This is a genomic window from Ensifer sp. ENS03, from assembly GCF_014852035.1.
In the GTDB taxonomy this organism is placed as follows: Bacteria; Pseudomonadota; Alphaproteobacteria; order Rhizobiales; family Rhizobiaceae; genus Ensifer; species Ensifer adhaerens.
Genome location: NZ_JACVAV010000005.1, coordinates 97,635 through 123,312, shown reverse-complemented (window position 1 = coordinate 123,312; position 25,678 = coordinate 97,635). Strand labels below are relative to the sequence as shown.

Annotated in this window: 21 protein-coding genes, 1 tRNA gene and 1 pseudogene; 9 read left to right on the top strand and 14 right to left on the bottom strand. The window is 63.5% G+C overall.

What is annotated here, in order from left to right:
• Positions 1-127 precede the first annotated feature (127 nt).
• On the top strand, positions 128-1,381 hold the full coding sequence (gene mnmA / locus IB263_RS19050) for a tRNA 2-thiouridine(34) synthase MnmA (protein ID WP_051659745.1): 1,254 nt from the start codon (positions 128-130) through the stop codon (positions 1,379-1,381).
• Positions 1,382-1,516: 135 nt separating this feature from the next.
• A tRNA-Met gene (locus tag IB263_RS19045) sits at positions 1,517-1,593 on the top strand.
• A gap of 138 nt (positions 1,594-1,731) precedes the next feature.
• On the opposite strand, the gene IB263_RS19040 is transcribed toward IB263_RS19045, so the two are convergent.
• The 3 genes from IB263_RS19040 to IB263_RS19030 form a co-directional block, all read right to left on the bottom strand.
• On the bottom strand, positions 1,732-2,460 hold the full coding sequence (locus tag IB263_RS19040; protein ID WP_192438863.1) for a hypothetical protein: 729 nt from the start codon (positions 2,458-2,460) through the stop codon (positions 1,732-1,734).
• Between the two features lie 174 nt (positions 2,461-2,634).
• On the bottom strand, positions 2,635-3,000 hold the full coding sequence (locus tag IB263_RS19035; protein ID WP_060605861.1) for a hypothetical protein: 366 nt from the start codon (positions 2,998-3,000) through the stop codon (positions 2,635-2,637).
• A gap of 216 nt (positions 3,001-3,216) precedes the next feature.
• Positions 3,217-3,375 carry a hypothetical protein gene (locus IB263_RS19030; protein WP_156133954.1) on the bottom strand — a complete coding sequence of 53 codons (159 nt, stop codon included), beginning with the start codon at positions 3,373-3,375 and terminating at the stop codon, positions 3,217-3,219.
• A gap of 311 nt (positions 3,376-3,686) precedes the next feature.
• Here IB263_RS19030 and IB263_RS19025 point away from each other — a divergent pair, with 311 nt between their 5' ends.
• Positions 3,687-4,127, top strand: coding sequence for an acetyltransferase (locus IB263_RS19025; protein WP_034806719.1), 441 nt, complete (start codon positions 3,687-3,689; stop codon positions 4,125-4,127).
• Positions 4,128-4,148: 21 nt separating this feature from the next.
• On the opposite strand, the gene IB263_RS19020 is transcribed toward IB263_RS19025, so the two are convergent.
• The 6 genes from IB263_RS19020 to hutF all read right to left on the bottom strand — a co-directional run bounded on the left by IB263_RS19020 (position 4,149) and on the right by hutF (position 10,469).
• Entirely contained in the window at positions 4,149-4,730 is a 582-nt protein-coding gene (locus IB263_RS19020) for a HutD family protein (protein WP_089044505.1), read from the bottom strand.
• A complete protein-coding gene (hutH, locus tag IB263_RS19015; RefSeq protein WP_192438862.1) occupies positions 4,727-6,208 on the bottom strand; it encodes a histidine ammonia-lyase in 1,482 nt (493 codons plus the stop codon). The genes IB263_RS19020 and hutH overlap by 4 nt, the downstream gene beginning before the upstream one ends.
• A complete protein-coding gene (locus tag IB263_RS19010; protein WP_192438861.1) occupies positions 6,201-7,028 on the bottom strand; it encodes a glycine betaine/L-proline ABC transporter ATP-binding protein in 828 nt (275 codons plus the stop codon). The genes hutH and IB263_RS19010 overlap by 8 nt, the downstream gene beginning before the upstream one ends.
• Positions 7,021-7,878 (bottom strand): proline/glycine betaine ABC transporter permease, encoded by an 858-nt coding sequence (locus IB263_RS19005; protein ID WP_034806492.1) that lies wholly within the window; start codon positions 7,876-7,878, stop codon positions 7,021-7,023. The genes IB263_RS19010 and IB263_RS19005 overlap by 8 nt, the downstream gene beginning before the upstream one ends.
• 143 nt (positions 7,879-8,021) lie before the next feature.
• Entirely contained in the window at positions 8,022-9,056 is a 1,035-nt protein-coding gene (locus tag IB263_RS19000; RefSeq protein ID WP_192438860.1) for an ABC transporter substrate-binding protein, read from the bottom strand.
• Positions 9,057-9,092: 36 nt separating this feature from the next.
• Positions 9,093-10,469, bottom strand: coding sequence for a formimidoylglutamate deiminase (gene hutF, locus IB263_RS18995; RefSeq protein WP_192438859.1), 1,377 nt, complete (start codon positions 10,467-10,469; stop codon positions 9,093-9,095).
• 136 nt (positions 10,470-10,605) lie between these two features.
• On the opposite strand from hutF, the gene hutC reads away from it, so the two are divergent.
• Together hutC and IB263_RS18985 are read left to right on the top strand one after the other, a co-directional pair.
• Positions 10,606-11,349 (top strand): histidine utilization repressor, encoded by a 744-nt coding sequence (gene hutC, locus IB263_RS18990; protein WP_034806500.1) that lies wholly within the window; start codon positions 10,606-10,608, stop codon positions 11,347-11,349.
• A gap of 115 nt (positions 11,350-11,464) precedes the next feature.
• Positions 11,465-14,389, top strand: a complete 2,925-nt coding sequence (locus IB263_RS18985; RefSeq protein WP_192438858.1) for an aminotransferase — start codon at positions 11,465-11,467, stop codon at positions 14,387-14,389.
• A gap of 99 nt (positions 14,390-14,488) precedes the next feature.
• Here IB263_RS18985 and IB263_RS18980 read toward each other — a convergent pair whose 3' ends face one another.
• Positions 14,489-15,511 (bottom strand): amino acid ABC transporter substrate-binding protein, encoded by a 1,023-nt coding sequence (locus IB263_RS18980; protein ID WP_060605847.1) that lies wholly within the window; start codon positions 15,509-15,511, stop codon positions 14,489-14,491.
• A gap of 106 nt (positions 15,512-15,617) precedes the next feature.
• Positions 15,618-18,674 (bottom strand): aminotransferase class III-fold pyridoxal phosphate-dependent enzyme, encoded by a 3,057-nt coding sequence (locus IB263_RS18975; RefSeq protein WP_192438857.1) that lies wholly within the window; start codon positions 18,672-18,674, stop codon positions 15,618-15,620.
• Between the two features lie 79 nt (positions 18,675-18,753).
• Between IB263_RS18975 and IB263_RS18970 the strand changes: the two genes are divergently transcribed.
• On the top strand, positions 18,754-19,236 hold the full coding sequence (locus IB263_RS18970; RefSeq protein WP_113553932.1) for an Lrp/AsnC family transcriptional regulator: 483 nt from the start codon (positions 18,754-18,756) through the stop codon (positions 19,234-19,236).
• Between the two features lie 30 nt (positions 19,237-19,266).
• On the opposite strand, the pseudogene IB263_RS18965 reads toward IB263_RS18970, so the two are convergent.
• Positions 19,267-20,205: pseudogene (locus IB263_RS18965) on the bottom strand (AraC family transcriptional regulator N-terminal domain-containing protein).
• 217 nt (positions 20,206-20,422) lie between these two features.
• On the opposite strand from IB263_RS18965, the gene IB263_RS18960 reads away from it, so the two are divergent.
• Complete coding sequence (locus IB263_RS18960) at positions 20,423-21,475, top strand: NAD(P)-dependent alcohol dehydrogenase (protein WP_192438856.1); 1,053 nt, start codon at positions 20,423-20,425, stop codon at positions 21,473-21,475.
• A gap of 68 nt (positions 21,476-21,543) precedes the next feature.
• On the opposite strand, the gene IB263_RS18955 is transcribed toward IB263_RS18960, so the two are convergent.
• Together IB263_RS18955 and IB263_RS18950 are read right to left on the bottom strand one after the other, a co-directional pair.
• Positions 21,544-22,008, bottom strand: a complete 465-nt coding sequence (locus IB263_RS18955; RefSeq protein WP_034806518.1) for an Lrp/AsnC ligand binding domain-containing protein — start codon at positions 22,006-22,008, stop codon at positions 21,544-21,546.
• Between the two features lie 19 nt (positions 22,009-22,027).
• Positions 22,028-23,191 (bottom strand): M20 aminoacylase family protein, encoded by a 1,164-nt coding sequence (locus IB263_RS18950; RefSeq protein WP_034806520.1) that lies wholly within the window; start codon positions 23,189-23,191, stop codon positions 22,028-22,030.
• Between the two features lie 201 nt (positions 23,192-23,392).
• On the opposite strand from IB263_RS18950, the gene IB263_RS18945 reads away from it, so the two are divergent.
• Together IB263_RS18945 and IB263_RS18940 are read left to right on the top strand one after the other, a co-directional pair.
• Complete coding sequence (locus IB263_RS18945; RefSeq protein ID WP_060518655.1) at positions 23,393-24,463, top strand: D-alanyl-D-alanine carboxypeptidase family protein; 1,071 nt, start codon at positions 23,393-23,395, stop codon at positions 24,461-24,463.
• 12 nt (positions 24,464-24,475) lie between these two features.
• Positions 24,476-25,639, top strand: a complete 1,164-nt coding sequence (locus IB263_RS18940; protein ID WP_192438855.1) for a GTP-binding protein — start codon at positions 24,476-24,478, stop codon at positions 25,637-25,639.
• Positions 25,640-25,678 lie beyond the last annotated feature (39 nt).

Genomic DNA, 25,678 nt, shown 5'->3' with positions numbered 1-25,678 from the left:
CCGGACGGACAAGTTTCTATATGTCGCGGAACTGAAAGTACTGCGGCGCGCTCTATGCATCCGATTGATGCCGGCCGCCGCGGAGCCGAAGATGCCGTGGGCCGAGAGTTCCTCGGCAAAGCATCGCATGAAGCGTGAAACAGGGCAGGCGCAAGGTTGCCGCCCGAAGGCCGGATTGGATCCCGTGAACAGTCTCGATTTTGACCGCAAGCCCGAAGATACGCGTGTCGTCGTTGCCATGTCCGGTGGCGTCGATAGTTCCGTCGTTGCCGGCCTGCTCAAACGCGAGGGCTACGACGTTCTCGGCATCACGCTGCAGCTCTACGATCACGGCGCCGCCGTGCACCGTGCCGGCTCCTGCTGTGCCGGCCAGGACATCGACGATGCACGCCGCGTTTGCGAAACCCTCGGCATTCCCCACTACGTGCTCGACTACGAAGCGCGCTTCCGCGAAACGGTGATCAATCCCTTCGCCGAAAGCTATATCGCCGGCGAAACGCCGATCCCTTGCGTTGCCTGCAACCAGACGGTCAAGTTTGCCGACCTGCTTTTGACCGCCAAGGAGCTTGGCGCCGATGCGCTGGCGACCGGCCACTACATCCGCTCGCGCCCGAGCCCAAAACCGCGCTATGCCGGCCAGCGGGCGCTCTACCGGCCGACGGATGCCGATCGCGACCAGAGCTACTTCCTCTTTGCAACGACGCAGGAGCAGATCGACTATCTGCGCTTCCCCTTGGGGCATCTCTCCAAGGCCGAGACCCGCAAGCTCGCCGAGGAGATGGGCCTCGTCGTCGCCCAGAAGGCAGACAGCCAGGACATCTGTTTCGTGCCCCAGGGCAAGTACAGTGACATCGTGTCGAAGCTGAAGCCGAATGCAGCGCTTTCCGGCGAGATCGTGCATCTCGACGGCCGCGTGCTCGGCACGCATGAGGGCATCCTGCACTACACGATCGGCCAGCGCCGCGGCATCGGCGTTGCGACCGGCGAGCCGCTCTACGTCGTCTATCTCGACGCCCGCTCGCGCCGCGTCATCGTCGGCCCCAAGGAGGCGCTGGAAACGCGCCGCGTCTACCTGCGCGACGTCAACTGGCTGGGTGATGAGGACGTCGAAGTGGCCGCTGCGCGGGGCTTTGAATGTTTCGCCAAGGTGCGCTCCACCCGCCAGCCGGCGCCTGCCGTGCTCGCGATGGACGAAGAGGGCATCTATGTGGAGCTTGCGGAAGGCGAAGCCGGTATTGCACCCGGCCAGGCCTGCGCGCTCTATTCCGGCGTCGGCGAGGACGCGCGCGTCTACGGCGGTGGATTTATTCGTAAATCGGAACGCGAAGCCGGCGCAGAAGCCGCGCTGAAGGCGCTGCTTTCGGCGCAGGCAGCCGCCTGAAGCCCTTGATTTCCGGGCTGTTGTGAAAACTTCACATTTTCCCGGAGACTTGGGTTGACAGTGGACGGAAGCGGGCCGTATAAGCCGCCCGTCCAGTCAAGACGGCTTCCACTTCAAAGCCCTGACGCGGTACCCGGCGGAGTAGCTCAGTAGGTTAGAGCAGAGGAATCATAATCCTTGTGTCGGGGGTTCGAATCCCTCCTCCGCTACCATTTGTTCCCGAGTGAATCGATAATAGTTTGCTTGTGCGGCATGCGTTACCACCTCGTGGCGAATGAGGTGGTCGATTCATTACGCGCGCTGAATAAGTTGCTGAAAAGGCGCCAAGCGGGCACTCTGTTTGAATGCTCTTAGCCATCCGCTGTGTGCAAATGTACACGTGCTGCGGTGTTCGGCAGGAAATCGATGACGGGTACCCTCAGCCTAAAATCAATTGGTCTTTCCGTACCGTCTTCATATTGTGCGTTTACAATGATCTCAGCGATCGTTGCAGTGCTAAGACCCCCAATGAGATCGATGAAGTCTTCAACTTCTTCCTGGAAGAGCAGTTGGAAGTCGAAGATATCTGGACGACCTTGTCTGTCTATCCAGCCTTCTACGCCAGGCACTGTGTAGAGCCATCCTGCCGCATTGATCCCGCAGTCGTTGACGACTCCGCCGGGCGTGAATTGGTCCTCAGACCAGCGAAACTTGATCGGCATGGGAATTGCGACATCCGCGCACCGGATCCTGATCCGGTGAATGGCGAGGGTACGCCTGTTCCAATTGATGAAGCGCAGAACCGCACGTGTGTGGTCGAAAGCGTAGACGTGGACCTGAAAGACGGGATCGCCATCTCCGAGCGCGAATGCAGTTTGTCGCCTTTGTTCCGCCAATTGGTGATAAACGAAGTATGCGCCGACTGCGGCTGCGAGAAATCCCACCCAGCCGGCCGTCGCTGCCAGCCAATCCTGTACGGTGCATCTCGACGCTTCGCAGAGCTCCCAGTTCGTCACATCTGGAAAGAAGCGAATAAGCAGTACAAAGGCGGCCAAGGTCAGCGCGCTTAGAACCGGAATGTAGAAGCCTCTGTCGTTCATAGGCATATCCCCCATCCTACGCATGGTAAGCGGGGACGGTTCCATTCCGCAATCTGGAGATGACTGCTCGTGGCTGGCCGGTTACGGCATCAATCTCTAACGATTTTAAGATTGCAATGATTGATGAGGTAGATCTGACGCGAAAGCGCTCGTCTGAGGCACGCACAATCGCCGTCAATGGTGCGGCGGCTTCAAGGGCAATGTCAGCGCCGGTCCGCTCTTGACCCCGAACTGTCTGCGGAACTGCCTTGATGCGCTGCCGTCAAAGAGCGATTGCGGCAGCGGGGCGCCGATGGCCCATTTGTATTTGGCGTCGGGATCGTTGCTCAGCGCCTGATGCGCCACGGCGCTCAGGGGCAGGACGTATTCCGGCTTGCGCAGGCCTCTTTCGGAATTGCCGAGCCAGGTCAGTACCACCAGGATTTCGCCGCCGAGTTCCAACGCATCGAGTGCGAGCGGTTTTCCGCCGACGGAGGCGCGGACGGCCTGCTCGTGGAACTTGAACGCGCTGAGTTTCAGTTCGTTTTGCGGATCCGTCATTTCGGGCCTTCCTGGATATGTTGCTACGCTGTCTTGAGCGGCGATTCGTTCAGTCAGCGTCCCCTATCATAATCCCTCTGGCCATACATGGAGCTGATGATCGATGCAAAAAGGCGCCGCCATCGTCGATGGCAGCGCCTGCAGATGCGGCTTGAGAGGGTGTGCGTAGAAACCAGTCAGGCATGCTGCCCGGCTGCCGCCGCGGGGTAGGTCGCTTCAGCGATGAATCGACGAAGTGATCGTCGTGTAGTCCGGCAGGTCGATGTTGGCGATTTCGGCTGCGCGATATTGGGACAGGGCGAAGTGCATGATGGCGATCACGGTGATCGAGAAGACCAGTACGGTGACGTTGACGCCGAAAGCGGTTTTGATCATGTCCTTGTCCTCCAGTCCCTGCGTTCGTTGATGTGTGGCTAAGAACCGTGACATGGAGACTATCGTGTGGCGTCAATCGTGCTGTTCCCCGGGGAACATGGAATATGGTTGCTGAATTCTTAACCGGCGTGGCCTGAAAACCGCAGGTGCGGAGATCGCTTGCGATCGTCGGGGCTGCGGATAAGGTGCGCGGTCCGGGACCGGATCAGGACCGGACATCTTCACAGGCTGACGCCCTCGCAGAGTCGCGTTGGCCACAGCCGGACGCGCGGCACGCCTCGCGCTGCCGCATTTTCAGAAGCGATTGCATCATGACCATCTCCATCCGCCCCTCCCGTCCATCCGATTTTCCGCGCACCTTCGAGATCTGGCGCAGCGCCGTTGTCGCCACCCATGATTTCCTGACGCCGGAGGATTTTGCTGCGATCGAGGTGCTGGTGCGCGACCAGTATCTGCCGGCCGCCGAGTTCTGGATCGCCGCGGATGAAAATGACCTGGCGCTCGGTTTAATGGGCATGAGTGGGGCGCAGATCGACTCGCTCTTCGTCCAGGCCGAGGCGCGCGGCGCTGGCGTCGGTCGGCGGCTTGTCGAGCATGCGATGAGCCTGCATCCGGTGCTGACGGTTGACGTCAACGAGCAGAATGTGTCCGGCGCCGGTTTCTATCGGCGAATGGGTTTTGAGGTGGTCGGGCGTTCGCCTGTCGACGATGCAGGCCGGCCCTATCCCCTGCTGCATCTGAGGCGCGGCTGAACGACGCGAGACGGCGCCCGATCAGGCGGCCGGCTTGTCGATGGTGATCAGGAAGAGGACGGCAGAGGCCGCCGGTTCGATGGTTAAGGAGGCTGCACCCGTCAGCACGGCCGTGTCGCCCGCTGCCAGTTCGGCCGTGGCGTCACTTGCGGTCAACCGCACGGCGCCGCCGTGGCAAAGCACGAGGGTCGTGCCCCCCAGGCTTTCTGCCCTGTGCGGATGATCGAGTGCCAGTCGCTGAACCGAGTGCGTGAGCCTGCCGCGCCGTGTCATGACGTTGAGGTCGACGATCGGACCGTCGACGAGGGTCGCTGATGTTGCGACGTCGGCCGGGAAGGGGAGCGGCGCCGTCTCGCCGGTCATCAAAGCGGGCTTGCGACCCTCGATCATCAGCCGCATACCCTTGCCCTGAAGGATCGACAGCGTGCGGTCGATACCGGGGAAGCTGGAGAAGGGGCCATCGGTGGCGACGGTCGCCATGCTGACGCGCCAGTCGAAATCGGCAAGCGACGCCTTCTCGGGGAAAATGGCGATCTCCACCGTCTCACCGCCGCCGTTCTTCCAGGGCATGCGCTTGTAGTCTTTCGCGCGCAGCACCTTCATGGCGTGCCTCCTTCGATCAGTGTGCGCATGCGGGCGAAGTCGCCGTTGAGCGGCCGGTCGTCGGCATAGGTGGGGATTTCCGAGCGAATGCGCCGGTAAAGCGCGTCGGTGCGTGCGGCGCGGCCACGCGGCTGCAGGTCATAGGCCTGCGACGCCGCAAGCAGTTCGATCGAAAGGATCGTTTCGAGGTTGTCGGCGATGGCAAGTGCCTTCCAGGCGGCCGGCGTCGCATGGGTCAGGATGTCCTCCTGCAGCGCCGAGGTGATTCCGCCATCGAGGCTGGCGGGGGCGGCCAGGCGTCGGTTTTCAGCGGCAAGTGAGGCGGCGGTGTACTGGGCGATCATCAAGCCGGAGGCAACACCGCTATCGCCGGCGAGGAAGGCCGGCAGGCGGCTCACCAGCGGATTGACGAGCCGGTCGATGCGGCGCTCGGAGATGGCAGCGACTTCGGCAACGGCGACGGCCAGGCTGTCCATGGCAAGGCCGAGAGCAGCGCCCACCGCATGGGCCTGCGAATGCACCTCCGGCGCCTCAGACGTGCCCGACACGGCCGGGTTGTCGGTGAGGCTTGCAAGCTCGCGGTCAACGACTTCGGCGACGTGGGCCAGTGCATCGCGGGCAGCGCCATGGACATGCGGCACGGCACGAAGGCTTAAAGGATCCTGCGTGCGGGTGCCCGCGGTCTCGGCGAGCATCGGGCTGCCGGCAAGAAAATCGCGCAGGGATGCTCCGACCTCATCCAGCCCCTTGGAGCGGCGAAGCGCCAATGGACCGGCGGCAAAGGCATTCGCCTGGCTGCCGAGGTTTTCATAGGTCATCGCGGCGGCGGCATCCGCCCAGTCGAAGAGGTGCGTAGCGCGCGACAGTGCCAATGCCGCAAGGCCGGTGGCGCAGGGCGTGCCGTTGACAAGGCTCAAGCCCTCCTTGGCTTCGAGCCTGAGCGGCTTGAGGCCGATCCGCGCGAGCGCCTCGACGCCGCTGATCTTGCCCTTGCCGTCATCGACGGTGCCGTGGCCGATCAGCACGAGGCCGATCGCGGCCGCATGGGTGAGATAGCCGACCGAGCCGCGCGAGGGGATGTCGGGGATGAGGTTGGCGTTGAGCAGTGCCAGCAGCGCCTCGACCGTCTCGATGCGCACGCCGGAATAGCCGTGGGCGAAGTTGGCGATCTGGGCGGCGATCACCGCCCGGGCTTCGGGCCGGGCGAGAGGTTCGCCAACGCCGCAGGAATGGCTGAGGATGATGTTGCGCGATAGCGCCTGCTGGTTCTCGCGGTCGATGACGACGTCGCAGAGCGCGCCGACACCGGTGTTGATGCCGTAGCCGCGGATGCCGCGCTCGACCAGAGCGTCGACGACCCGGCGAGCGTGGACGATGCGCTGGCGTGCTGCATCGGAAAGCGCGAGCGGTGCGCCATTGGCGACCGCTGCGATTTGCTTCCAGGTCAGTGGTGCATCGAGGACTACATTCTCACTCATGGGCTTCCGGTCGTCCCTGTCGGCGTTGCACGAAGCGGGCAACGTAATCGTTGGCCGGCCGTCCCAGAATATCGTCCGGCGTGCCGACCTGCACCACCTGGCCGTCCTTGAGGATGGCGATTTCCGAACCGATGCGCAGCGCCTCGTCGAGATCATGGGTGATGAAGACGATGGTCTTTGAAAGGTTCTGCTGCAACTGCAGCAACTGGTCCTGCATGTCGGCGCGGATCAAGGGGTCGAGTGCCGAGAAGGCCTCGTCCATCAGGATCACATCGGTATCGGCGGCCAGCGCCCTAGCCAAGCCGACGCGCTGCTTCATGCCGCCGGAAAGCTGATGAGGGTACTTGGCGTCGTAGCCGGCAAGGCCGACGGTCTCGATCCATTTCATGCCGATGTCGCGGGCCTCGGCCTTGGGCAGGCCGCGCACGCGCTGGCCGTAGACGACGTTCTGCAGCACAGTGCGATGCGGCATCAGCGCAAAACTCTGGAACACCATGCTGACGCGGTGCATGCGGAAGGTGCGCAGCGCCTTGGCGTCGAGGTCCAGGATGTTGCTGCCGTCGAAGGCCACTTCGCCGCTGGTCGGCTCGATCAGCCGGTTGATGTGGCGCACCAGCGTCGACTTGCCGGAGCCGGAAAGCCCCATGATTACAAAGATCTTGCCGGCGCCGATCGTCAGGCTGACATTGTTGAGGCCGACGCTGCAACCGGAGCGGGCGAGGATTTCGGACTTGTTGAGCCCTTCCTTGGCCATGGCGAGCGCGGCTTTCGCGTCCTGCCCGAAGATCTTGTAGACGTTGCGGATCTCGATATCAGCCATTGCGGGGATCCTCCGTCCGGCTCTTGCCGAAGCCTTGCGTGATGCGGTCGAGAACGATCGCGAGAATGACGATGCCGATACCGGCTTCCAGCCCCTTGCCGACGTCGAGCGTCTGGATGCCGTTCAGCACCTGCTCGCCGAGGCCGCGGGCGCCGATCATCGAGGCGACGACCACCATCGACAGCGCCATCATGATCGTCTGGTTGAGGCCGGCCATGATTGTCGGCGTGGCGAGTGGCAGCTCGACACCGAAGAGGATCTGGTTGGGGCTGCCGCCGAAAGCGGTCGCTGCTTCCACCACCTCATGGTCGACCTGGCGGATGCCAAGATCGGTAAGGCGAATGAGTGGCGGCACGGCATAGATGATGGTGGCGAGGATCGCCGGGACCTTGCCGAGGCCGAAGAGCATCAAGGCCGGGATCAGGTAGACGAAGCTCGGCATGGTCTGCATGACGTCGAGCACCGGCAGGGTGATGCTGCGCACTGTCCGGCTCTTGGCGACGAAGATGCCCATCGGCACACCGATGACGACGGAGACGATCGTTGCCATCAGCATCAGGGCGAGCGTCTGCATCGTCAGGTCCCAGAGGCCGAGCACGCCGACGAAGAACAGCAGCACGCCGACGGCGACCGTCAGGGTCCAGCGCTTCGAGCTTTGCCAGGCGAGCGCCATGAAGATCAGGATGACGACCCACCAGGGCAGGCCGCGCAGGATCCATTCGATGAATAGAACCGCTTTCAGAATGACGGCGCTGATCGCCTTGAAGACCCAGCCATAACCGCTGACCAGCGCCTGGATGAAATCGTTCACCGGCCCGCGAATGGAGAGATTGAGAGAATCCGGAAACATCGGATGCGTTCCTTGCTCGGGCTGCCAGCGGACACAGATCGGCCGCCGGCGGCACTTGCCACGGGTATGTGGCCGGCCGCCGGATCAGGCTTCATCGCCGCGCTAGACGCGGCGATGAAGCCCAAGTCAGCGGCTGGTCGCGATTACTTGAGGCTGGCTTCGATCTTGCCGCGGGCTTCGTCCGAAACCCACTTGCCCCAGACATCGGCCTTGGTTTTCAGGAACTCGGCGGCCGCTGCCGTCGCGTCGACCTTGTTGTCGGCCATGTAGGCGAGGCTGCCGTTGACGGCGTCGAGCGGGAAAGTCGCCTTTTCGAGGATGGCGATGATTTCAGGGGCTTCCTGCGCGAAGGTGCTGTTGACGCCGTAGGAGACGTCGACCGACGGGAAGGCGCAGCCCTGCTCGCGCTTGCCGTTGGCGCTCGAAAGCTCCTTCCAGCACTCTTCGCTATAGGCCGGCTCTTCGAGTTGCACGAGCTTGAACTTGCCCATGATCGCCGTCGGCGACCAGTAGTAGAAGAGGATCGGTTCGCCCTGGAGGTAAGCGGACGTGATGGCGGAATCGAGCGCCGTGCCGGTGCCCGGGCGGAAGTTCACATAGGTTTCGCCGAGCTTGTAGGCTTCGAGCTTGGCGGAGCTGACGCCCTCGCAGGTCCAACCCGAAGGGCAGTTGAGGAAGCGGCCCTTGCTGGGCTCTTCCGGATCGGCAAAGAGCTCGATGATCTTCGGATCGGAGAGCTGCGACACGCTCTTCAGGTCCGGCGCCTTGGCTTCAAGGCTGCGCGACGCATCGCCCTTGATGACGTATTCCGGCACGAACCAGCCTTCGCTGGCGCCGACGAAGGTCTTGCCGACGGCGACGACCTTCTTTTCCTCGACCGCCTTGTTCCAGACGTCCGAACGGCCGAGCCATTCCTCGGCGAAGATCTGGACGTCGTTATTGGCGGTTGCCTGTTCCAGCGTCACCGAGTTGCCGGGGATCGAATCCACCTGGCAGTCGTAGCCCTTGGCAAGAATGGTCTTCATCACTTCGGTGATGAAAGCGCCGCTTTCCCAATCGATGCCGGCGAACATGACGGTCTTGCCGTCGCCGCAATACGAAGCGCTGGCGCTGCCGGTGGAGGCCGCGAGCACGAGGCCGGTTGCGGCCAGGGTGAGTTTCAATTTGTTGATCGACATTAAGCTGTTCCCTGATTTGATTTTTGGCTTTGACGATTACTTCAGTTTCATCAGCACCCGCGCAAAGGCGCGGTCGATATCGTCCTCCCGGTCGTGGCGTCCGTTCCGGATCTTCCACGCGCCCGCGACCATGACGTCGCGGACAGTCTCGCCGCCGAGTGCAAAGAGCCAGCGGTCGAGGATCTGGTTGTCGGTGGCGGCGGCGATGTAGGGATTGCTGCCGTCAAGCACGACGAAATCGGCGCGCGCGCCGACGGTGATGCCGGCCGCCTTCTGACCGGCGGCCTGGGCGCCGCCCTTGAGCGCCGCGTCGAAGATGGTTCGGCCGATCGAGGCGCCCGGCCCGGTGGCCAGCCGGTTGCGGCGGCGGTCGCGCAGGCGCTGGCCGTATTCGAGCAGCCGCAACTCCTCGGCGACGCTGGTCGCCACGTGGCTGTCGGTGCCGACGCCGATGACGCCGCCTTCGGCCATGAAATCGACCGCCGGGAAAATGCCGTCGCCGAGATTGGCCTCGGTCGCCGGGCAGAGGCCGGCAACGGCGCCCGAACGCGCCAGACGCTGCCGTTCGCTTTCCGTCAGATGCGTTGCGTGGATTGCGCACCAGCGTGCGTCGACCGGCATTTCATCGAGCAGCCACTCGACCGGGCGGCGGCCGCTCCAGGCGAGGCTGTCGTCGACTTCCTTGGTCTGCTCGGCCACATGGATGTGGATCGGACCGGCAACAGGTGCGGCATCGAGGATGATGCGCATCTCCTCGGGCGTTGCGGCGCGCAGCGAATGGATGGCGTAGCCGAGCGTATGGCCGGCGTCGCGGCAGAGCGGCGCGAGCCGCTCAAGCAGTGCGAGGAAACGATCAGGATCGTGCAGGAACGGCCGCTGGCCGGGATTGGGCGCGACGCCGCCGAAATTGGCGTGGGCGTAGAAGACAGGCAAATGCGTGAGGCCGATGCCGGTCGTGCGGGCAGCAGCGAGAATGCGCTGCGACATCTCGGCCGGGTCGGCATAGGGGGTGCCGTCGGCCTGGTGGTGCAGATAGTGGAACTCGGCGACGTGGCCGAAACCGCCCTTCAGCATTTCCATATAGAGCTTGGCGGCGATCGCCTCGACGTCGTCAGGGTTTACCAGCCCGACGGTGCGATACATTTCCTCGCGCCAGGTCCAGAAGCTGTCGTCGCCGCTGCCGGCCACTTCGGCAAGGCCGGCCATGGCGCGCTGGAAGGCGTGGGAGTGAAGGTTGGCGATCGCCGGGATCAGCGGCCCGGCCGTGCGCTCGTCGCTGCTAGCGGCGGTGGTGCCGGTTTCGATCGCTGCGATGCGACCGGAAGCGTCGAGCGAAATCGCGACGTTTTCGGCCCAGCCGCCGGGCAGGAGAGCCCGTTCTGCGAAGATCCGGTTGACGGGAAAACTAGCCATGTGCATTTTCCTGTACGTAGTTGTATATGGAACTATAGATATTTTACGCTGGCGCGCAAGCGTGAAATGAACGAAAAGATTCGAGGGCGAATGCGCATGATTTGTTCGGCGGCGCGGAAAGGCGGGGCTTGAGTTGATGACGGCACTGGGAAAACGGAACGAGACAATCGCTTTCGAAGACGGCCCGATGCCGCGCTACGAGGCGGTCAAGCAGTTCATCCGCAGCCGTATCGAGAGCGGTGAATGGCCCGCCCATCATCGGATCCCCTCGGAAAACGAGATCGTTGCCGACCTCGGCGTCAGCCGCATGACCGCCAACCGGGCGCTGAGGGAACTGGCAACCGAAGGCGCGATCACGCGGGTGCAGGGCGTCGGTTCTTTCGTCGCCGCGCACAAGGGCAGCACCGCGCTGCTCGAAGTCCGCAACATTGCCGACGAGATCCATGAACGTGGCCACGCCCATACGTCGTTGATGACGCTGCTCAAGGAAGAGGTCGCGACGCCTGACATCGGCTATGCACTCGGGCTTGCCACCGGCGCCCGCGTCTTCCATTCGATCATGGTGCACTCGGAAAACGGCCTGCCGATCCAGATCGAGGATCGTTTCGTCAATCCGGCGATCTGCCCGCGCTATCTGGAACAGGATTTCCAGGCGATGACGCCGAACGCCTATCTGACGGCGATGGCGCCGATCACCCGCACCGAGCAGATCGTCGAAGCGGTCGCACCGCAACTCTGGGAATGCAAGTTGCTCGGCATCGACCGCAACGAACCGTGCCTGATGATCCGGCGCCGCACGTGGTCGGACGCAGGCAATGTGACGACAGCGCGGCTGCTTTATCCCGGCACGCGCTATCGGCTCGAAGGCATGTCGCAGTAGGTTGCGGGTGGGTGTAATCGGGAAACCGCACATCTTTTCCTTGATCCCGCTCTATTCTCGACAACATTCCGGTCGATTCGGAGGATCGACCGCCTAAGGGGAGGATGACGAGATCATGGTTGAGGACCCGCTGAAGCTTCGCACCGAGCTCCCGAGACCCGATGTCGGCGCCGAGGAGGCGCGTTCGCTGCTCGCCGAACACTATGGCCTGTCGGGCACGATCAGCGAACTCGGCAGCCAGCAGGACCGCAACTACCGTCTCGACACCGGCGAGCGGCGCTATGTGCTGAAGATCTGCCGGGCGGAATACGAGCCGCTGGAACTGGAAGCGCAGAATGCGGCCTTGCGGCACCTTGGCAAACGTCTGCCGACGGCACGCGTTGCGGAGGTCGTGCCCTCTCTCAAGGGCGAGGCGATCGAGAGCGTTGCCGTCCGCGGCGCGGATTATCGCATCCGCTTGCTCACCTATCTCGAAGGCGAACCGCTCACCCGGCGCAAACATCTTTCGCGCGAAGCCGTGGCTGCCCTCGGCGGCCTGGCGGGTCAGCTCGCGTCGGCATTGGAGGACTTCGAGCATCCGGGGCTCGAGCGGGAACTGCAATGGGATCTGAGGCGCGCCGGCCCCGTCGTCCTGCATCTGCTTACCGATATGGCGGACCAGCAGCGCAAGAAGCGCATCGCTGAAGTGATGGTCGGCGCCATGCGGCGGTTGCAGCCGCTTACCCCTGAACTCAGGACCCAGGCGATCCACCATGACGTCACCGACGACAATGTGGTCAGCCGGCTCGACGCCGCCGGCCGGGCGATGCCGGACGGCGTCATCGATTTCGGCGATATCCTCAATGGCTGGCTGGCTGCAGAACTCGCCGTTACCTGCGCCTCGCTGCTGCATCATGCGGATGGAGACCCCTGGTTCATCCTACCCGCGGTCAAGGCGTTTCATGCGGCATGCCCGTTGACCGAGGTGGAACTGAAGGCGCTTTGGCCGCTGATCGTGGCGCGCGCTGCGGTGCTGGTCGCAAGCTCCGAACACCAGCTCTCCCGCGAGCCCGACAATGCTTACGTCGAGGGCAATGCCGCGCATGAGCGGGAGATCTTCGAGGTCGCGTCGTCGGTGCCTTCTGCGCTGATGGAGCACGCCATTCTTTCGGCCGTCGGCTTTGCGCCGGTATCGGCCTGGGTGACCGGGGAGAGCCTGATCCAGGGGCTCGGCCCCACCGACGTGCGCCAGATCGACCTCTCGGTCCTGAGCCCGCTGTTGCCGGAGGAGCGCTGGCAGCACCAGGGATTGCCGATCTCGCTGCTGCAACACGCCGCCCACGCAATCGGCATCGCGACCACGCGCTATGGCGAATACCGGATGACGGAGACCCAACTGCGGTCACCGAAGCCCGATGCCACCTTCGCACTGCATGTCGATATCTGCCTGGAGGCCGGTCGCGAGATTGTCGCTCCCTTTGCCGCCCGCATCGTCCGGCAGGACGGGCTGCTGGTGCTCGAAGGGGCCGAAACCAGCCTGTTTCTCGAGGGCGTGGAAGCCGGTGCCGACCTCGAGGAGACGATCGTTGCTGGTGCCGTGCTGGGCGTCGTCTCCGGCGAGCAGCACTCCTACGGCCTGATCCGCGTCCAGCTTTGCCGCGAGCATGGTCTCGTGCCTCCGCTTTTCGTCGTGCCGCGTCAGGCGGCGGCGTGGAAGCACCTGTGCCCGTCGCCGGCCGGCGTCCTCGGCTTCGAATGCGATGGGCCGGAGCCGCACAGCGAAACACTGCTTGCCCGCCGCCAGCAGCACTTCGCCAGGCCGCAGAAGAACTACTACCTGAAACCACCGCAGATCGAGCGCGGCTGGAAGGACCATTTGTTCGACATCGAGGGCCGCAGCTATCTCGACATGGTCAACAACGTGACCATTCTCGGCCATGGGCATCCGCGGCTTGCAGCCGCGGTGGGGCGGCAATGGTCGCTGCTCAACACCAATTCGCGTTTTCACTATGCCTCCGTCGCCGAACTCTCGACGCGGCTTGCAGCGCTCGCGCCGGATGGGCTCGACACGGTGTTTCTGGTCAACAGCGGCTCGGAGGCGAACGATCTGGCACTGCGGCTCGCCTGGGCCTATTCCGGCGCGCGCAACATCGTGAGCCTGCTCGAGGCCTATCACGGCTGGACGGTCGCGAGCGACGCAGTGTCGACCTCGATCGCCGACAATCCGCAGGCGCTCGAAACCCGCCCGGCCTGGGTACATCCGGTCACCGCGCCCAACACCTATCGTGGCGAGTTCCGCGGCGCCGACACGACCGACAGCTATGTGCGCTCCGTCGTCAAGAAACTGACCGAGCTGGACGCGGCGGACGAGAAGCTCGCGGGCTTCATCTGCGAACCGGTCTACGGCAATGCCGGCGGTATTCCGCTGCCGAAGGGCTATCTCGACGCGGTCTATGCCATGGTGCGGGCCCGCGGCGGCGTGTGCATCGCCGACGAGGTGCAGGTCGGGTACGGCCGCCTCGGCGATTATTTCTGGGGCTTCGAGGAGCAGGGCGTCGTGCCTGATATCATTACCGTCGCCAAGGGCATGGGTAACGGCCATCCGCTCGGCGCCGTCATAACCCGCCGCGAGATCGCCGATGCGCTGGAGAAGGAGGGGTACTTCTTCTCGTCCTCGGGCGGCAGCCCGGTGAGCTCCGTCGTCGGGCAGGTGGTCCTGGATATCCTGACCGAAGAACGGTTGCCGGAAAACGCACAGGTGGTCGGCGGCTATCTGAAGGCGCGGCTCGAAGCGCTAGGGCAGCACTTCCCGCTGATCGGCGCGGTGCACGGCATGGGACTCTATCTCGGCGTCGAATTCGTGCGCGATCGGGAGACCCTGTCGCCGGCGACCGAGGAGACGGCGGCGATCTGCGACCGCCTGCTCGAGCTCGGCGTCATCATGCAGCCGACCGGCGACCACCTGAACGTGCTGAAGATCAAGCCGCCGCTCTGCCTATCCCGCGAGAGCGCCGACTTTTTCGCCGACATGCTGGGCCGGGTGCTGGAGGAAGGCTGGTAAAGGCGAAAACGCCGCGGGGAGGGCCGCGGCGTCTCGTTGGCGCTTTTCCTTGGATGAGCAATTCCAAACGGGAGACTTTGCCGGAACTGCTCCTGGGGATCAGCGTGCCGGCGGGGCGTACATCAGGCCGCCCTGGCTCCAGAGTTTGTTGAGACCGCGATCGATCTTCAGCGGGCTGTCCTTGCCGAGGTGGCGTTCGAAGACTTCGCCATAGTTGCCGACGGCGGAAACCACCTGGTAGGCCCACTTCGGATCGAGCCCCAGCGACTTGCCGGCTTCGTTCTCGATGCCGAGGAAGCGCTTCTGGGCGTTCGTGCCGCTTTCGAGAAGCTTTGCGGCATTGTCCTTGGTGATGCCGAGTTCTTCGGCTTCGGTCAGCGCGAACAGCGTCCAGCGCACGATCTTGAACCACTGATCGTCACCCTGGCGGACGGCCGGACCGAGCGGCTCCTTGGAGATGACTTCCGGCAGCACGACGAAACGATCGGGGTCGTTCAGCGTCAGGCGCTGGGCATAAAGTGCAGAAGCGTCGGTCGAATAGACGTCGCAGCGGGCGGTGTTGAAGGCCTGGATCGTTTGGTCGGCCTTTTCGAAGGCGACGACCTGGTACTGGATGTTGTTGGCGCCGAAATAGTCGGCCATGTTCTGTTCGGTCGTCGTGCCGGTCTCGGTGCAGACGGAGGCGCCCGAGAGTTCCTTGACGCTCTTCACGCCGAGGTCGTTGCGCACCATGAAGGCCTGGCCGTCATAGTAGTTGACGCCGACGAAGCTCATGCCGAGATCGGTGTCGCGCGACAGCGTCCAGGTGGTCTGGCGCGACAGAAGGTCGGCCTCGCCCGACTGCAGGGCGGTGAACCGCTCCTTGGTCGACAGCGGTACGTATTTCACCTTGTCGGGATTGCCGAGCGCTGCGGCAGCCACAGCGCGGCAGAAATCGATGTCGAAACCGGTCCATTCGCCCTTGTCGTTGGGCGCGGAAAAGCCGAGCACGCCCTGGCTGACACCGCAGCGAAGTTCGCCGCGTTCCTTGATGACGTCGAGCATGCCGGCGTTGGCGGCGGTGCCGGCAAGAAACGCCGTGCTCGCCAGTGCCAGAACTCCAAGTTTCACTCCAAGTTTCATTGTCCTGTTCTCCTCATTGATGTTTTTAGGGCATGCGTCTTCGTGCCGGGATGCGTGTCGGGCACCCCGGTCATTGCGTTTGGTTTTTCTGCTGTTCGACCCGACCTTAACCGAGCGTCCTTGCGACGTCCGCAAAAGTCTCTTCGAGCACGGCGAGCAGGTGATCGGCATCGCGTTTCGAGAAGATCATCGGCGGGCGCATCTTCAAGATGTTGTCATGCGGGCCTTCGGTGCCCATCAGCACGCCGCGGCGGCGGGCGCCGTTGGAGACGGCGCGGGCGAATTCGGTTGCCGGTGCCTTGGTCTTGCGGTCGGTGACAAGTTCGATGCCGAGGAAGAGACCCATGCCGCGCACATCGCCGATCACCTCGTAGCGGGCCTGCATGGCGCGGAAGGCATCTATCAGATAGTTGCCGACCGAAAGCGCATTGCCGCGCAGATCCTGCCCTTCGATCACGTCGAGCACCGCGAGACCGACGGCGCAGGAGACCGGGTTGCCGCCGAAGGTGTTGAAATACTCCATGCCGTTGTTGAAGCTGTCGGTCACCTCGCGGGTGGTGACGACGGCTGCGAGCGGATGGCCGTCGCCGATCGGTTTGCCCATGGTGACGACGTCAGGCACGACGCCTTGGGTCTCGAAGGCCCACCAATGGCTGCCGACGCGGCCGAAACCGACCTGCACTTCGTCTGCGATGCAGACGCCGCCGGCCTCGCGTACGAGGCGATAGACTTCCTTCAGGTAGCCCTCCGGCAGGAACACCTGGCCGGCGACGCTCGGGATCGATTCCGCGATGAAGAAGCCCGGGCCTTCGCCCTTGGCCTTCATCGTCGCGATCAGTTCGGCGACGCTTTCGGCAAACCGCTTGCCGTGTTCCTCGACCGGCCAGTCGGCCGGCGCATGGTAGCTGTCGGGAATGGTTGCCACATGCACATGCGGCTTCGGACCCTTGCCGCCCTTGCGGCGGAACTTGTAGGGGCTGATGTCGATCAGCTCCTGCGTCGTGCCGTGATAGGACCAGTCGAGCGTAATGGCGTTTTCCCGGCCGGTATGGGCGCGCATCAGGCGCAGCGCCAGGCTATTGGCCTCCGAACCGCTGTTGACGAAACCGGCGACCGTCAATTCCTTCGGCAGCGTTGCCGTCAGCCGCTCGGCATAGGCGACGATGTTGTCGTGCAGGTAGCGGGTGTTGGTGTTGAGGATCGCCGCTTGCTTTGCCATCGCCTCGACCACTGCCGGATGGGCGTGACCGATGTGGCAGACGTTGTTGAAGCAATCGAGATAGGCGCGGCCGCTGTCGTCGATCAGCCAGACGCCTTCGCCGCGCACGAACTTGATCGGCTTGTCGTAGGAGATCGAAAGGTTCGGCAGGAGCAATTCCTTGCGGCGCTTGACGATCTCCTCGTGCGAACGACCTTTCTTCTCGTAGAACTCCTCGGCGATGCCGGCGAAAGTGCGCGCATCGGGGAAGAGTTCGGTCCAGACGTTGAGGAACTGCGGCTCGCCGACGCCGAGGATTTCGGTCGCCGACAGAGCGGTGTCGGTCGAAAGCTGCAGGTGCAGATGCGGCGCCCAGCCGCCATTTTCCTTCGGCGCTCCCATCTCGCCGACAAGCGCGCCGGCCGCAAGCCGGTCGCCGGCCTTGATGCGTCCCATGGCTTCGTGCGCCATATGACCCCAGAGCGTGACGAAGGGCGGGCATCCCTCGGGCTCATGGCGAAGTGCTATCAGGCAGCCATAACCGAGCGGGTCCTTCTCGATCTCGACGCTGACGACGGTTGCGGCAAGCGGGGTGTAGAGCCTGGTGCCGGCGGCCATGAACAGGTCGAGCCCGAGATGGCGAGTGCGGCGGGTGTGGTCGATGAAGCGCGAGACGAACATCTCGCCGGCATAGACGGTGCGTTCCTCGCCAAAAGGTCCGATGCCGAGTTCGACGCCATGCGCGCGACAATAGTCTTCCCAGATCGCCTGGGCTTCATCCGGCTGTTCGCCAGCGGATTTTATCGTCATCGGGTGGGTGGGGTCGCCATAGGGGACGAGCGCTGCCGGATAGGTGGCGGCGGGGCGTTCGAGCAGTGGCTTCAGCGACTTGCGGTTCGCGTTGATCCAGGCGGAAACCTTGCGGGCACCGGATGTTGCCTCGAAGCCGCAGGCATGCCGCAGGATGGCGGTGGCGAAACGCGGATTCATCCGGTCGAGCTTGCGCAAAAGCGTCCAGGCCGGCCGTTCGCTGATGGCGAGATAGGGATTGTCGTCGGTGTGGGCGCGACGGGACGCCGAGATCGTGACCGACGTGACGAGGCGCATCGCGATGAGATCGAAGAGCAGGTCGACCTCTTCTTCCGCCAGCGGATACTCCGCATGGAAGCCACGGGCGATTGCCGCAGCGGCGCCGATCGGATCGGGATGGTCGAGCCCGGCATAGGCGGCGGCGATCGCCACCTCTGCAATCACGGGCGCATGCAGGGCGTCGCCGAAATCGATGAGGCCGGAAATGGTGTCGTGATCGACTTTATCGACCAGGACGTTCCAATCGTTGGCGTCGTTGTGAATGACGGCGGCGCGGAGGGTTGCAAGCCGTGGCGCCACGGTCTTTTCGAAGCGGACAAGGAAGCGTTCGAGCAAGGCACGGTCTTCGGCCGAGGTGACGTGGTGCAGCCGGTCGGTCGAGCGGCCGGCATGGCGGATATCCCAGTCGAGATCGCGCAACGCGCCCGGATGCATGAAGCCCTTGAGCGAGGCATCGAAGCGGCCGAGCATCCGTCCGAGCGACTGTAGCGCCGCATCGTTGCGCCCGGTTTCGGCAAGCGGCAGGCCCTCGACCCAGCTGACGAGCCGCAGGCGGTGGGTGACGCCGCGCGTGCTCGTGGTCGAAGCAAGGCTCGCGCCTGACAGCGTCGGGCGGATATGCGGCACCGGCAGGTCGGCGGCATGGGCGCCGACGTGGCTGAGCAGTGCGGTCTGGAAATCGCTTTCGACCTCGGGCTCGGCACCATTGATGATCTTCAGAATGGAGATGCTGCCGTCCTCAGCCTCGACCTTGAAGTTCTGATCGCGTTCGCTGGTAAGCAGCGAGAGTGCGCCGGAGAGGCCGTAATGCTCCTTCAGCAAGGCGGCTGCCGCTTCGGTCGAAAAGTCGGGCGTGGTCTTCAGCATATCGTTCATGGGGATCCTCATCTCGATGACGAGATTTGCATGGGCTGTGCTCCGATGCATCCGGCAATATGCCGGTTGCACCGGCACTATGTTTATAATAACCGTCATCTTGTCGGGCGGGCACGGAGGAGGGGACATGCAGGACATCGACGCGATCGACCGCACCATCCTCAGCATTCTGTCGCAGGAGGCGCGGATCCCGATGAAGTCGCTGGCGGGCCGGATCGGGCTCTCCAGAAGCGCGACGACCGAGAGGGTCACGCGACTGGAAAAGGCCGGCGTCATTCGCGGCTATCGCGCCGATATCGGCCAGCTGGACGAGGGCACGATTCAGGCCTTTCTGCTGGTGACGCTGAAGCGCACGCCATCGATCGGCGTGCTCGACCGGCTTGCCGGTTTCTCTGCGGTCCGCAAGGTGTCCTCCGTCAGCGGCCAGCTGGATCTCGTCGTCGAGGTCGAGGTCGGCTCGATCAATGCGCTCAACGAGCTGCGCAATGAGGTGGCGACGATGGACAATGTCGAGGATCTGACCACCTCGATCGTGCTTAGGCGGGATATCGAGCGAAGCTGATACGCCGCCAGCGGAACCGAGGGCGCCTCGTCAGCCCTCGCTCAGCATCTCCGCTTGCGGAGCAAGCCGTTCGAGCAGCGAGCGGCGCACGCGGCCGATGTCGCGCATCGGTGGCTCGCCGAAATGGCGGGCATATTCGCGACTGAACTGCGACTGGCTTTCATAACCCACCTGATGGCCGGCATCGCCGGCGTCGAGGCTCTCCTCCAGCATCAGCCGCCGGGCCTCCTGCAACCGAAGCTGTTTCTGGTATTGCAGGGGGCTCATCGCGGTGATCGCCTTGAAGTGATGGTGTAGCGACGAGACGCTCATGGAGACACGGTTGGCGAGATCGTCGATCCGGAGCGGCCGCGAATAGTGTTCCTTCAGCCAGGCGACTGCGCGGCCGACCTGATGCGGCTGGCTGTCGGTCGTCGCCATCTGTCTGAGGCGATGGCCGTGCGGCCCGGTCAAAAGCCGGTAGAGGATTTCCTGCTCGATCAGTGGCAGCAGCGCCGGTATATCGTCCGGCCGTTCGAGCAGGCGCAGCAGGCGAAGTGCGGCATCTTCGAGTTCGACAGTGATCTTGCTGACGCTCATGCCGCGCACGGAGGCGGCGGGTGCCGGCAGCTGCGACAGCGACGCAAGCAGCGCCTGGATCTTACCGGGATCGAGCGTGAAGGCCATGCTGAGATAGGGCTCGTCTGCAGAGGCCTGGCAGACTTGGGACAGAACCGGCAGGTCGATCTACGTCAGCAGATAATCCGAGGCGCCGTAGATCAGCGTCTCTTCGCCGAGCACCACGCGCTTGGCGCCTTGCACGATGATCGCCAAACTCGGCCTGTAGGCGGAGCAGTTAACCGGGGCATCGCCGCCGTGGCGGTGCAGGCTCAGGCCGGCAATCTGCGTCATGTGATCACCGTCGGTTTTGGCAAACCGGGCAATGACGTCGATCATCTCGGGACGGGCAGTCTGTCGCGTGGCTGTCATAATCTCAGGTCTTTCCAGCGGCTTAGCGTTGTGTGAGGCAACGCTCAGATAGGGTCTCGACGTGTCATCTCCAGGATGTCGCTGTCAATCTTGTAGGATCGTGCAAAAACTTTGCAGGATCGCTCTAACGCTTGCAGCGTGCGCACCCTCATAGTCCTGATGCGTCAGGCCGGGCTCCCTCCGGACCTGCACCCTTTCCCAAAATGAGGACAGACTGATGGCCATTGCAAGAGGATATGCGGCGACCGATGCGTCGAAGCCGCTGACGCCCTTCACCTTCGAACGCCGCGAACCGCGCGACGACGACGTGGTGATCGAGATCAAATATTGCGGCGTCTGCCACTCGGACATCCACCAGGCCCGCAACGAATGGGGCAACTCGGCGTTCCCGATGGTTCCGGGCCACGAGATCGTCGGCATCGTCACGGCGGTCGGCTCCAAGGTGACCAAGTTCAAGGTCGGCGACCGCGCCGGCGTCGGCTGCTTCGTCGATTCCTGCACCACCTGCGCTACCCGCGATCTGGATCTGGAACACTACATGCCCGGCCTGGTCGTGACCTATAACGGCGTCGAAGCCGACGGCAAGACACCGACCCAGGGCGGCTACTCCGACAGCATCGTCGTCAAGGAAGGCTACGTTCTGTCGATCCCCGAGAACCTGCCGCTCGACGCTGCGGCACCGCTGCTTTGCGCCGGCATCACGCTCTATTCGCCGCTGCGCCACTGGAAGGCCGGTCCCGGCAAGAAGGTCGCGATCGTCGGCATGGGCGGTCTCGGACATATGGGCGTCAAACTGGCGCATGCCATGGGCGCAGACGTGACCGTTCTCAGCCAGACGCTTTCCAAAAAGGAAGACGGGCTGAAGCTCGGCGCCGATCACTACTATGCCACCAACGACCCCGAGACCTTCACGGCGCTGGCGGGCACGTTTGACCTGATCATCTGCACGGTTGCCGCCGAGACCGACTGGAACGCCTACCTCAACCTGCTCAAGGTCGATGGCGATCTGGTGCTGGTCGGCATTCCGGAGAACGCCGTGCCGGTGCATGCCTTCTCGCTGGTGCCGGCGCGCCGCAGCATTTCCGGCTCGATGATCGGCTCGATCAAGGAGACCCAGGAAATGCTCGACTTCTGCGGCGAGCACAACATCGTTTCGGAAATCGAAACGATCCGCATCCAAGAGATCAACGAAGCCTATGAACGCGTCGTCAAGAGCGACGTGCGTTATCGATTTGTCATCGACATGGCATCGCTGCAGGACGCCGCCTAAGCTGAAAGCAGACGGCCCGGGATCTGTGTAGATCCCGGGCCGTTCCTTTATTTTTCTGCGACAGAGGCTCACACCAGCGGCAGCGGCCCGTCGTTCTTGATCTCTTCCATGACAGCATAGGTGCGGGTCTCCTTGACGCCCGGGAGCGTCCAGAGAACCTGGCCGAGGAAGTTGCGGTAGGCCGCCATGTCCTCGAACCGCGTCTTGACCAGATAGTCGAAGCCGCCTGCCACCATGTGACATTCGAGCACGGCCGGCGCCTGTTTGACGGCGGCGGCGAACTGGTCGAAGACGTCGGGCGTCGTCTTGTCGAGCATGACCTCGATGAAGACCAGCAGCCCAAAGCCGAGCTTCTGCGGGTCCAATCGCGCGCCGAAGCCCGAGACGTATCCCTCCTTCAACAGCCGGCGCAGGCGTTCGCTGGTCGCGGTCGGCGACAGGCCGATGCGATCGGCAAGCTCCAGATTGGTGATGCGGCCGTCCGCCTGGAGAATGTTGAGAATTCGTCGGTCAATCTTGTCGATCTGATGCATCGTGCCTCCCAACCGTGCCTCAGGCGGCAAGCCGCGTTTCCGCGAGCTTCACCCAGTAGGAAATGCCGTGGGGGATCGCCTCGTCGTTGAAGTCATAGGCCGGGTGATGCAGCCCGGCGGTGTCACCGTTGCCCATGAAGATAAAGGCGCCGGGGCGGGCAAGCAGCATGTAGGAGAAATCCTCACCGCCCATCATCGGATCGAGCGACGGCTGGACATTGCCGGCACCGGCAATCTCGGCTGCCGCCTGCAAGGCATAACCGGTCTCGTCGGCATGGTTCACCGTTACCGGATAGTTGCGGTTGTAGGAGACCTGGACGGTCGCGCCGTAGATCTGGGCAACACCCTCGGCAATCGTGCGGATGCGGCTTTCGCCGATCTCGCGCACCTCAGGCATGAGGGTGCGCACGGTGCCGCCAAGCACGGCTTCCTGCGGAATGACGTTGTGGGCGAAACCGGCATTGAACTTGGTGACGGAGACGACGACGGAGGCGAGCGGATCGACTGTGCGCGACGCAATCGTCTGCAAGGCGGTCACGATCTGCGTTCCGACGATGATCGGGTCGATCGTCTTGTGCGGCTGGGCCGCATGGCCGCCGCGGCCCTTGATGGTGATGGTGAACTCGTCGGTCGAGGCCATGATCGGGCCGACGCGGCTGCCGAACTGGCCGACGGGCATGCCCGGCATGTTGTGCATGCCGTAGACTTCGGCAATGGCAAAGCGCTCCATCATGCCGTCCTTGACCATCTCGTTGCCGCCGCCGCCGCCTTCTTCTGCAGGCTGGAAGATGACCGCGACTTGGCCGGCGAAGTTGCGGGTCTCGGCGAGATACTTCGCCGCGCCGAGAAGCATGGCCGTGTGGCCGTCGTGGCCGCAGGCATGCATCTTGCCGGATGTCTCAGAGGCCCAGTCCTTGCCGCTCGTCTCGGTGATCGGCAGCGCGTCCATGTCGGCGCGCAGACCGATGGTGCGGCCCGCGCCGAGATTGCCGCGGATGAGGCCGACGACGCCCGTGCGGCCAAGCCCCGTCACGATTTCGTCAACGCCGAACTCCTTCAGTTTCTTTTCGACGAAGGCTGCCGTATTTTCGACCGCGAACAGGAGCTCCGGATTCCTGTGCAGGTGGCGCCGCCATTCGGTGACTTCATTCTGGAGCTCGGCGGCACGGTTAAGTATCGGCATCGTTTCGTCCTGTCGGTCTGTTCGATCACTAATTGTATCTGCGTATCGGTGTGGATTGGCACGACTGCCCGTGAATGGGCTTTGCCATCTCCTCGCCATATAGGCTAAATAGCCGGACGAGACGAGGCAACAGCGGATTTTCGAGGTCCTATCGTGGTGACAGCAGGATTTTTCACGCGTGGCAAGATGAAGGCGCTCGGAGTGACGGCGGCGACATGCGCCACGCTTCTTGCGGCGCTGCCGGCTGCGGCCAATCCAAGGCTGGTCGTCGACGTCAATTCGCTGAAGGTTTACGAGCACCAGGATATCTTCCAGAAATGGTATCCGGCGTCGCTGACCAAGCTGATGACGGCCTATACGGCCTTCCGCGCCATCAAGTCCGGTCAGCTCACGCTCGAGAGCCCGGTCATCATGACCAAGAACGCCGCCGCCGAGCCGCCGAGCAAGATGTTCTACAAGCCCGGCCAGGCGATGACGCTCGACAGCGCGCTGAAAATGATGCTGGTGAAGTCGGCAAACGATGTTGCGGTCGCGATCGCCGAGACGGTCGCCGGTTCGGAGCCCGCCTTCATCGAGCGGATGAATGCCGAGGCCCGCCGCATCGGCATGACCTCCTCGAACTTCATCAATCCCAACGGTCTGCCCGGTCCCGGCCAGTACACGACCGCCCGCGACCTTGCGGTGCTCGCGATCACACTCAAGCGCGAGTTTCCGCAATACGCCTCCTATTTCTCGCTGGAAGGTTTTACCACCGGCAAGAAGGATTATCCGAACTACAACATGCTGATCGGCCGCTTCGAAGGCGCTGACGGCATGAAGACCGGCTTCATCTGCGCCTCCGGCTTCAACCAGGTTTCATCCGCCACCCGCGAGGGGCGCAGCGTCGTCTCGGTTGTGCTCGGCGAGGACAGCCTCGGTGCGCGTGCGGATGAGTCCGCACGGCTCCTGCAGATGGCACTGACGACGAACGGCAACGGCAAGCCGTCGCTGGTGCAGATCCCGGCCTATGGCGAGACGCGCGACATGGTGGCCGATGTCAGCAAGCAGATCTGCTCGAAGGCGGCCGCGAAGGTTCGCAGCGAGGGCCGCGACGAAGCCGGCCGCCAGAAGCTGCTCTCGCCCTATATCCACGAAATCAACCGGCCGCTGAAGCTTGCCTTCGCCGGGCTGATCGCCGGCAGCGGCGAAAAAGCGCCGAAGCTTGCCGGCGACCCGGTCGGCCAGGGCGATGTCGCCAATGTGCCGATCCCGGTGCCGCGGCCGACCTTCTGATCGGAGTGCATGATGGTTAGTCCCTTGTCGGCGGTGCCGGTCTCGATCCTTACCGGCTTCCTCGGTGCGGGCAAGACGACGCTGCTCAACCGGCTGCTGAAGGATCCCGATCTCTCGGATACGGCCGTTATCATCAACGAGTTCGGCGACGTGTCGATCGATCATCTGCTGGTGGAAGCCTCCAGCGACGGGGTCATCGAGCTTTCCGACGGCTGCCTCTGCTGCACCGTGCGTGGCGAACTGGTCGATACGCTTGCCGATCTCATGGACCGCATGCAGACCGGCAAGATCAGGCCGCTGAAGCGCGTCGTTATCGAAACCACCGGCCTTGCCGACCCGGCGCCAGTGCTGCAATCGGTGATCGGCAATCCGGTCATTGCGCAGAACTTCCGGCTGGATGGCGTGGTCACCGTCGTTGACGCCGTCAACGGCCTGCAGACGATCGCCAACCACGAGGAAGCGCTAAAGCAGATTGCCGTTGCCGATCGCATCGTCATCAGCAAGACCGGCCTTGCCGAAACGTCGGAGCGTGATGCGCTGACGGCGCGGATCCGCGCGCTCAATCCGCGCGCGCCGCTGATCGATGGCGACAGCGCCGAAGCAGGGCGCGCAGAGCTGTTCGATTGTGGCCTCTACGACCCGTCGTCGAAGATCGCTGATGTCGGCCGCTGGCTGCAGGACGAGGCGCACCACGACCACCATCATCATGATCATGACCACGGTCACGATCATCACGACCACGATCACCACCATGATCATGGGCACGATCATCATCACCATCACGATGTGACGCGACATGGCGGCGACATCCGCTCCTTCAGCATCGTGCACGACCGGCCGATCGAGCCTATGGCGCTCGACATGTTCATCGATCTCCTGCGCTCGGCGCATGGCGAGAAGCTGCTCCGGATGAAGGCGATCGTCGCGGTTGCCGACAGGCCGGACCGGCCGCTGGTGCTGCATGGCGTGCAGAACGTCTTCCACACGCCGGAGCGGCTCGCCGCCTGGCCGGACCCGAACGACCGTCGCACGCGCATGGTGCTGATCACCAAGGGGTTGGAAGAGGCCTTCGTCCGCGACCTCTTCGACGCGTTCACCGGCAAGCCGCGCATCGACCGGCCAGACGCCCAAGCTTTGTCCGACAATCCGCTCGCCGTGCCAGGCATGCGGTTCTAAATCACCTCAGTAATCGAAGCGTTGCCGCGCGGCAGACGT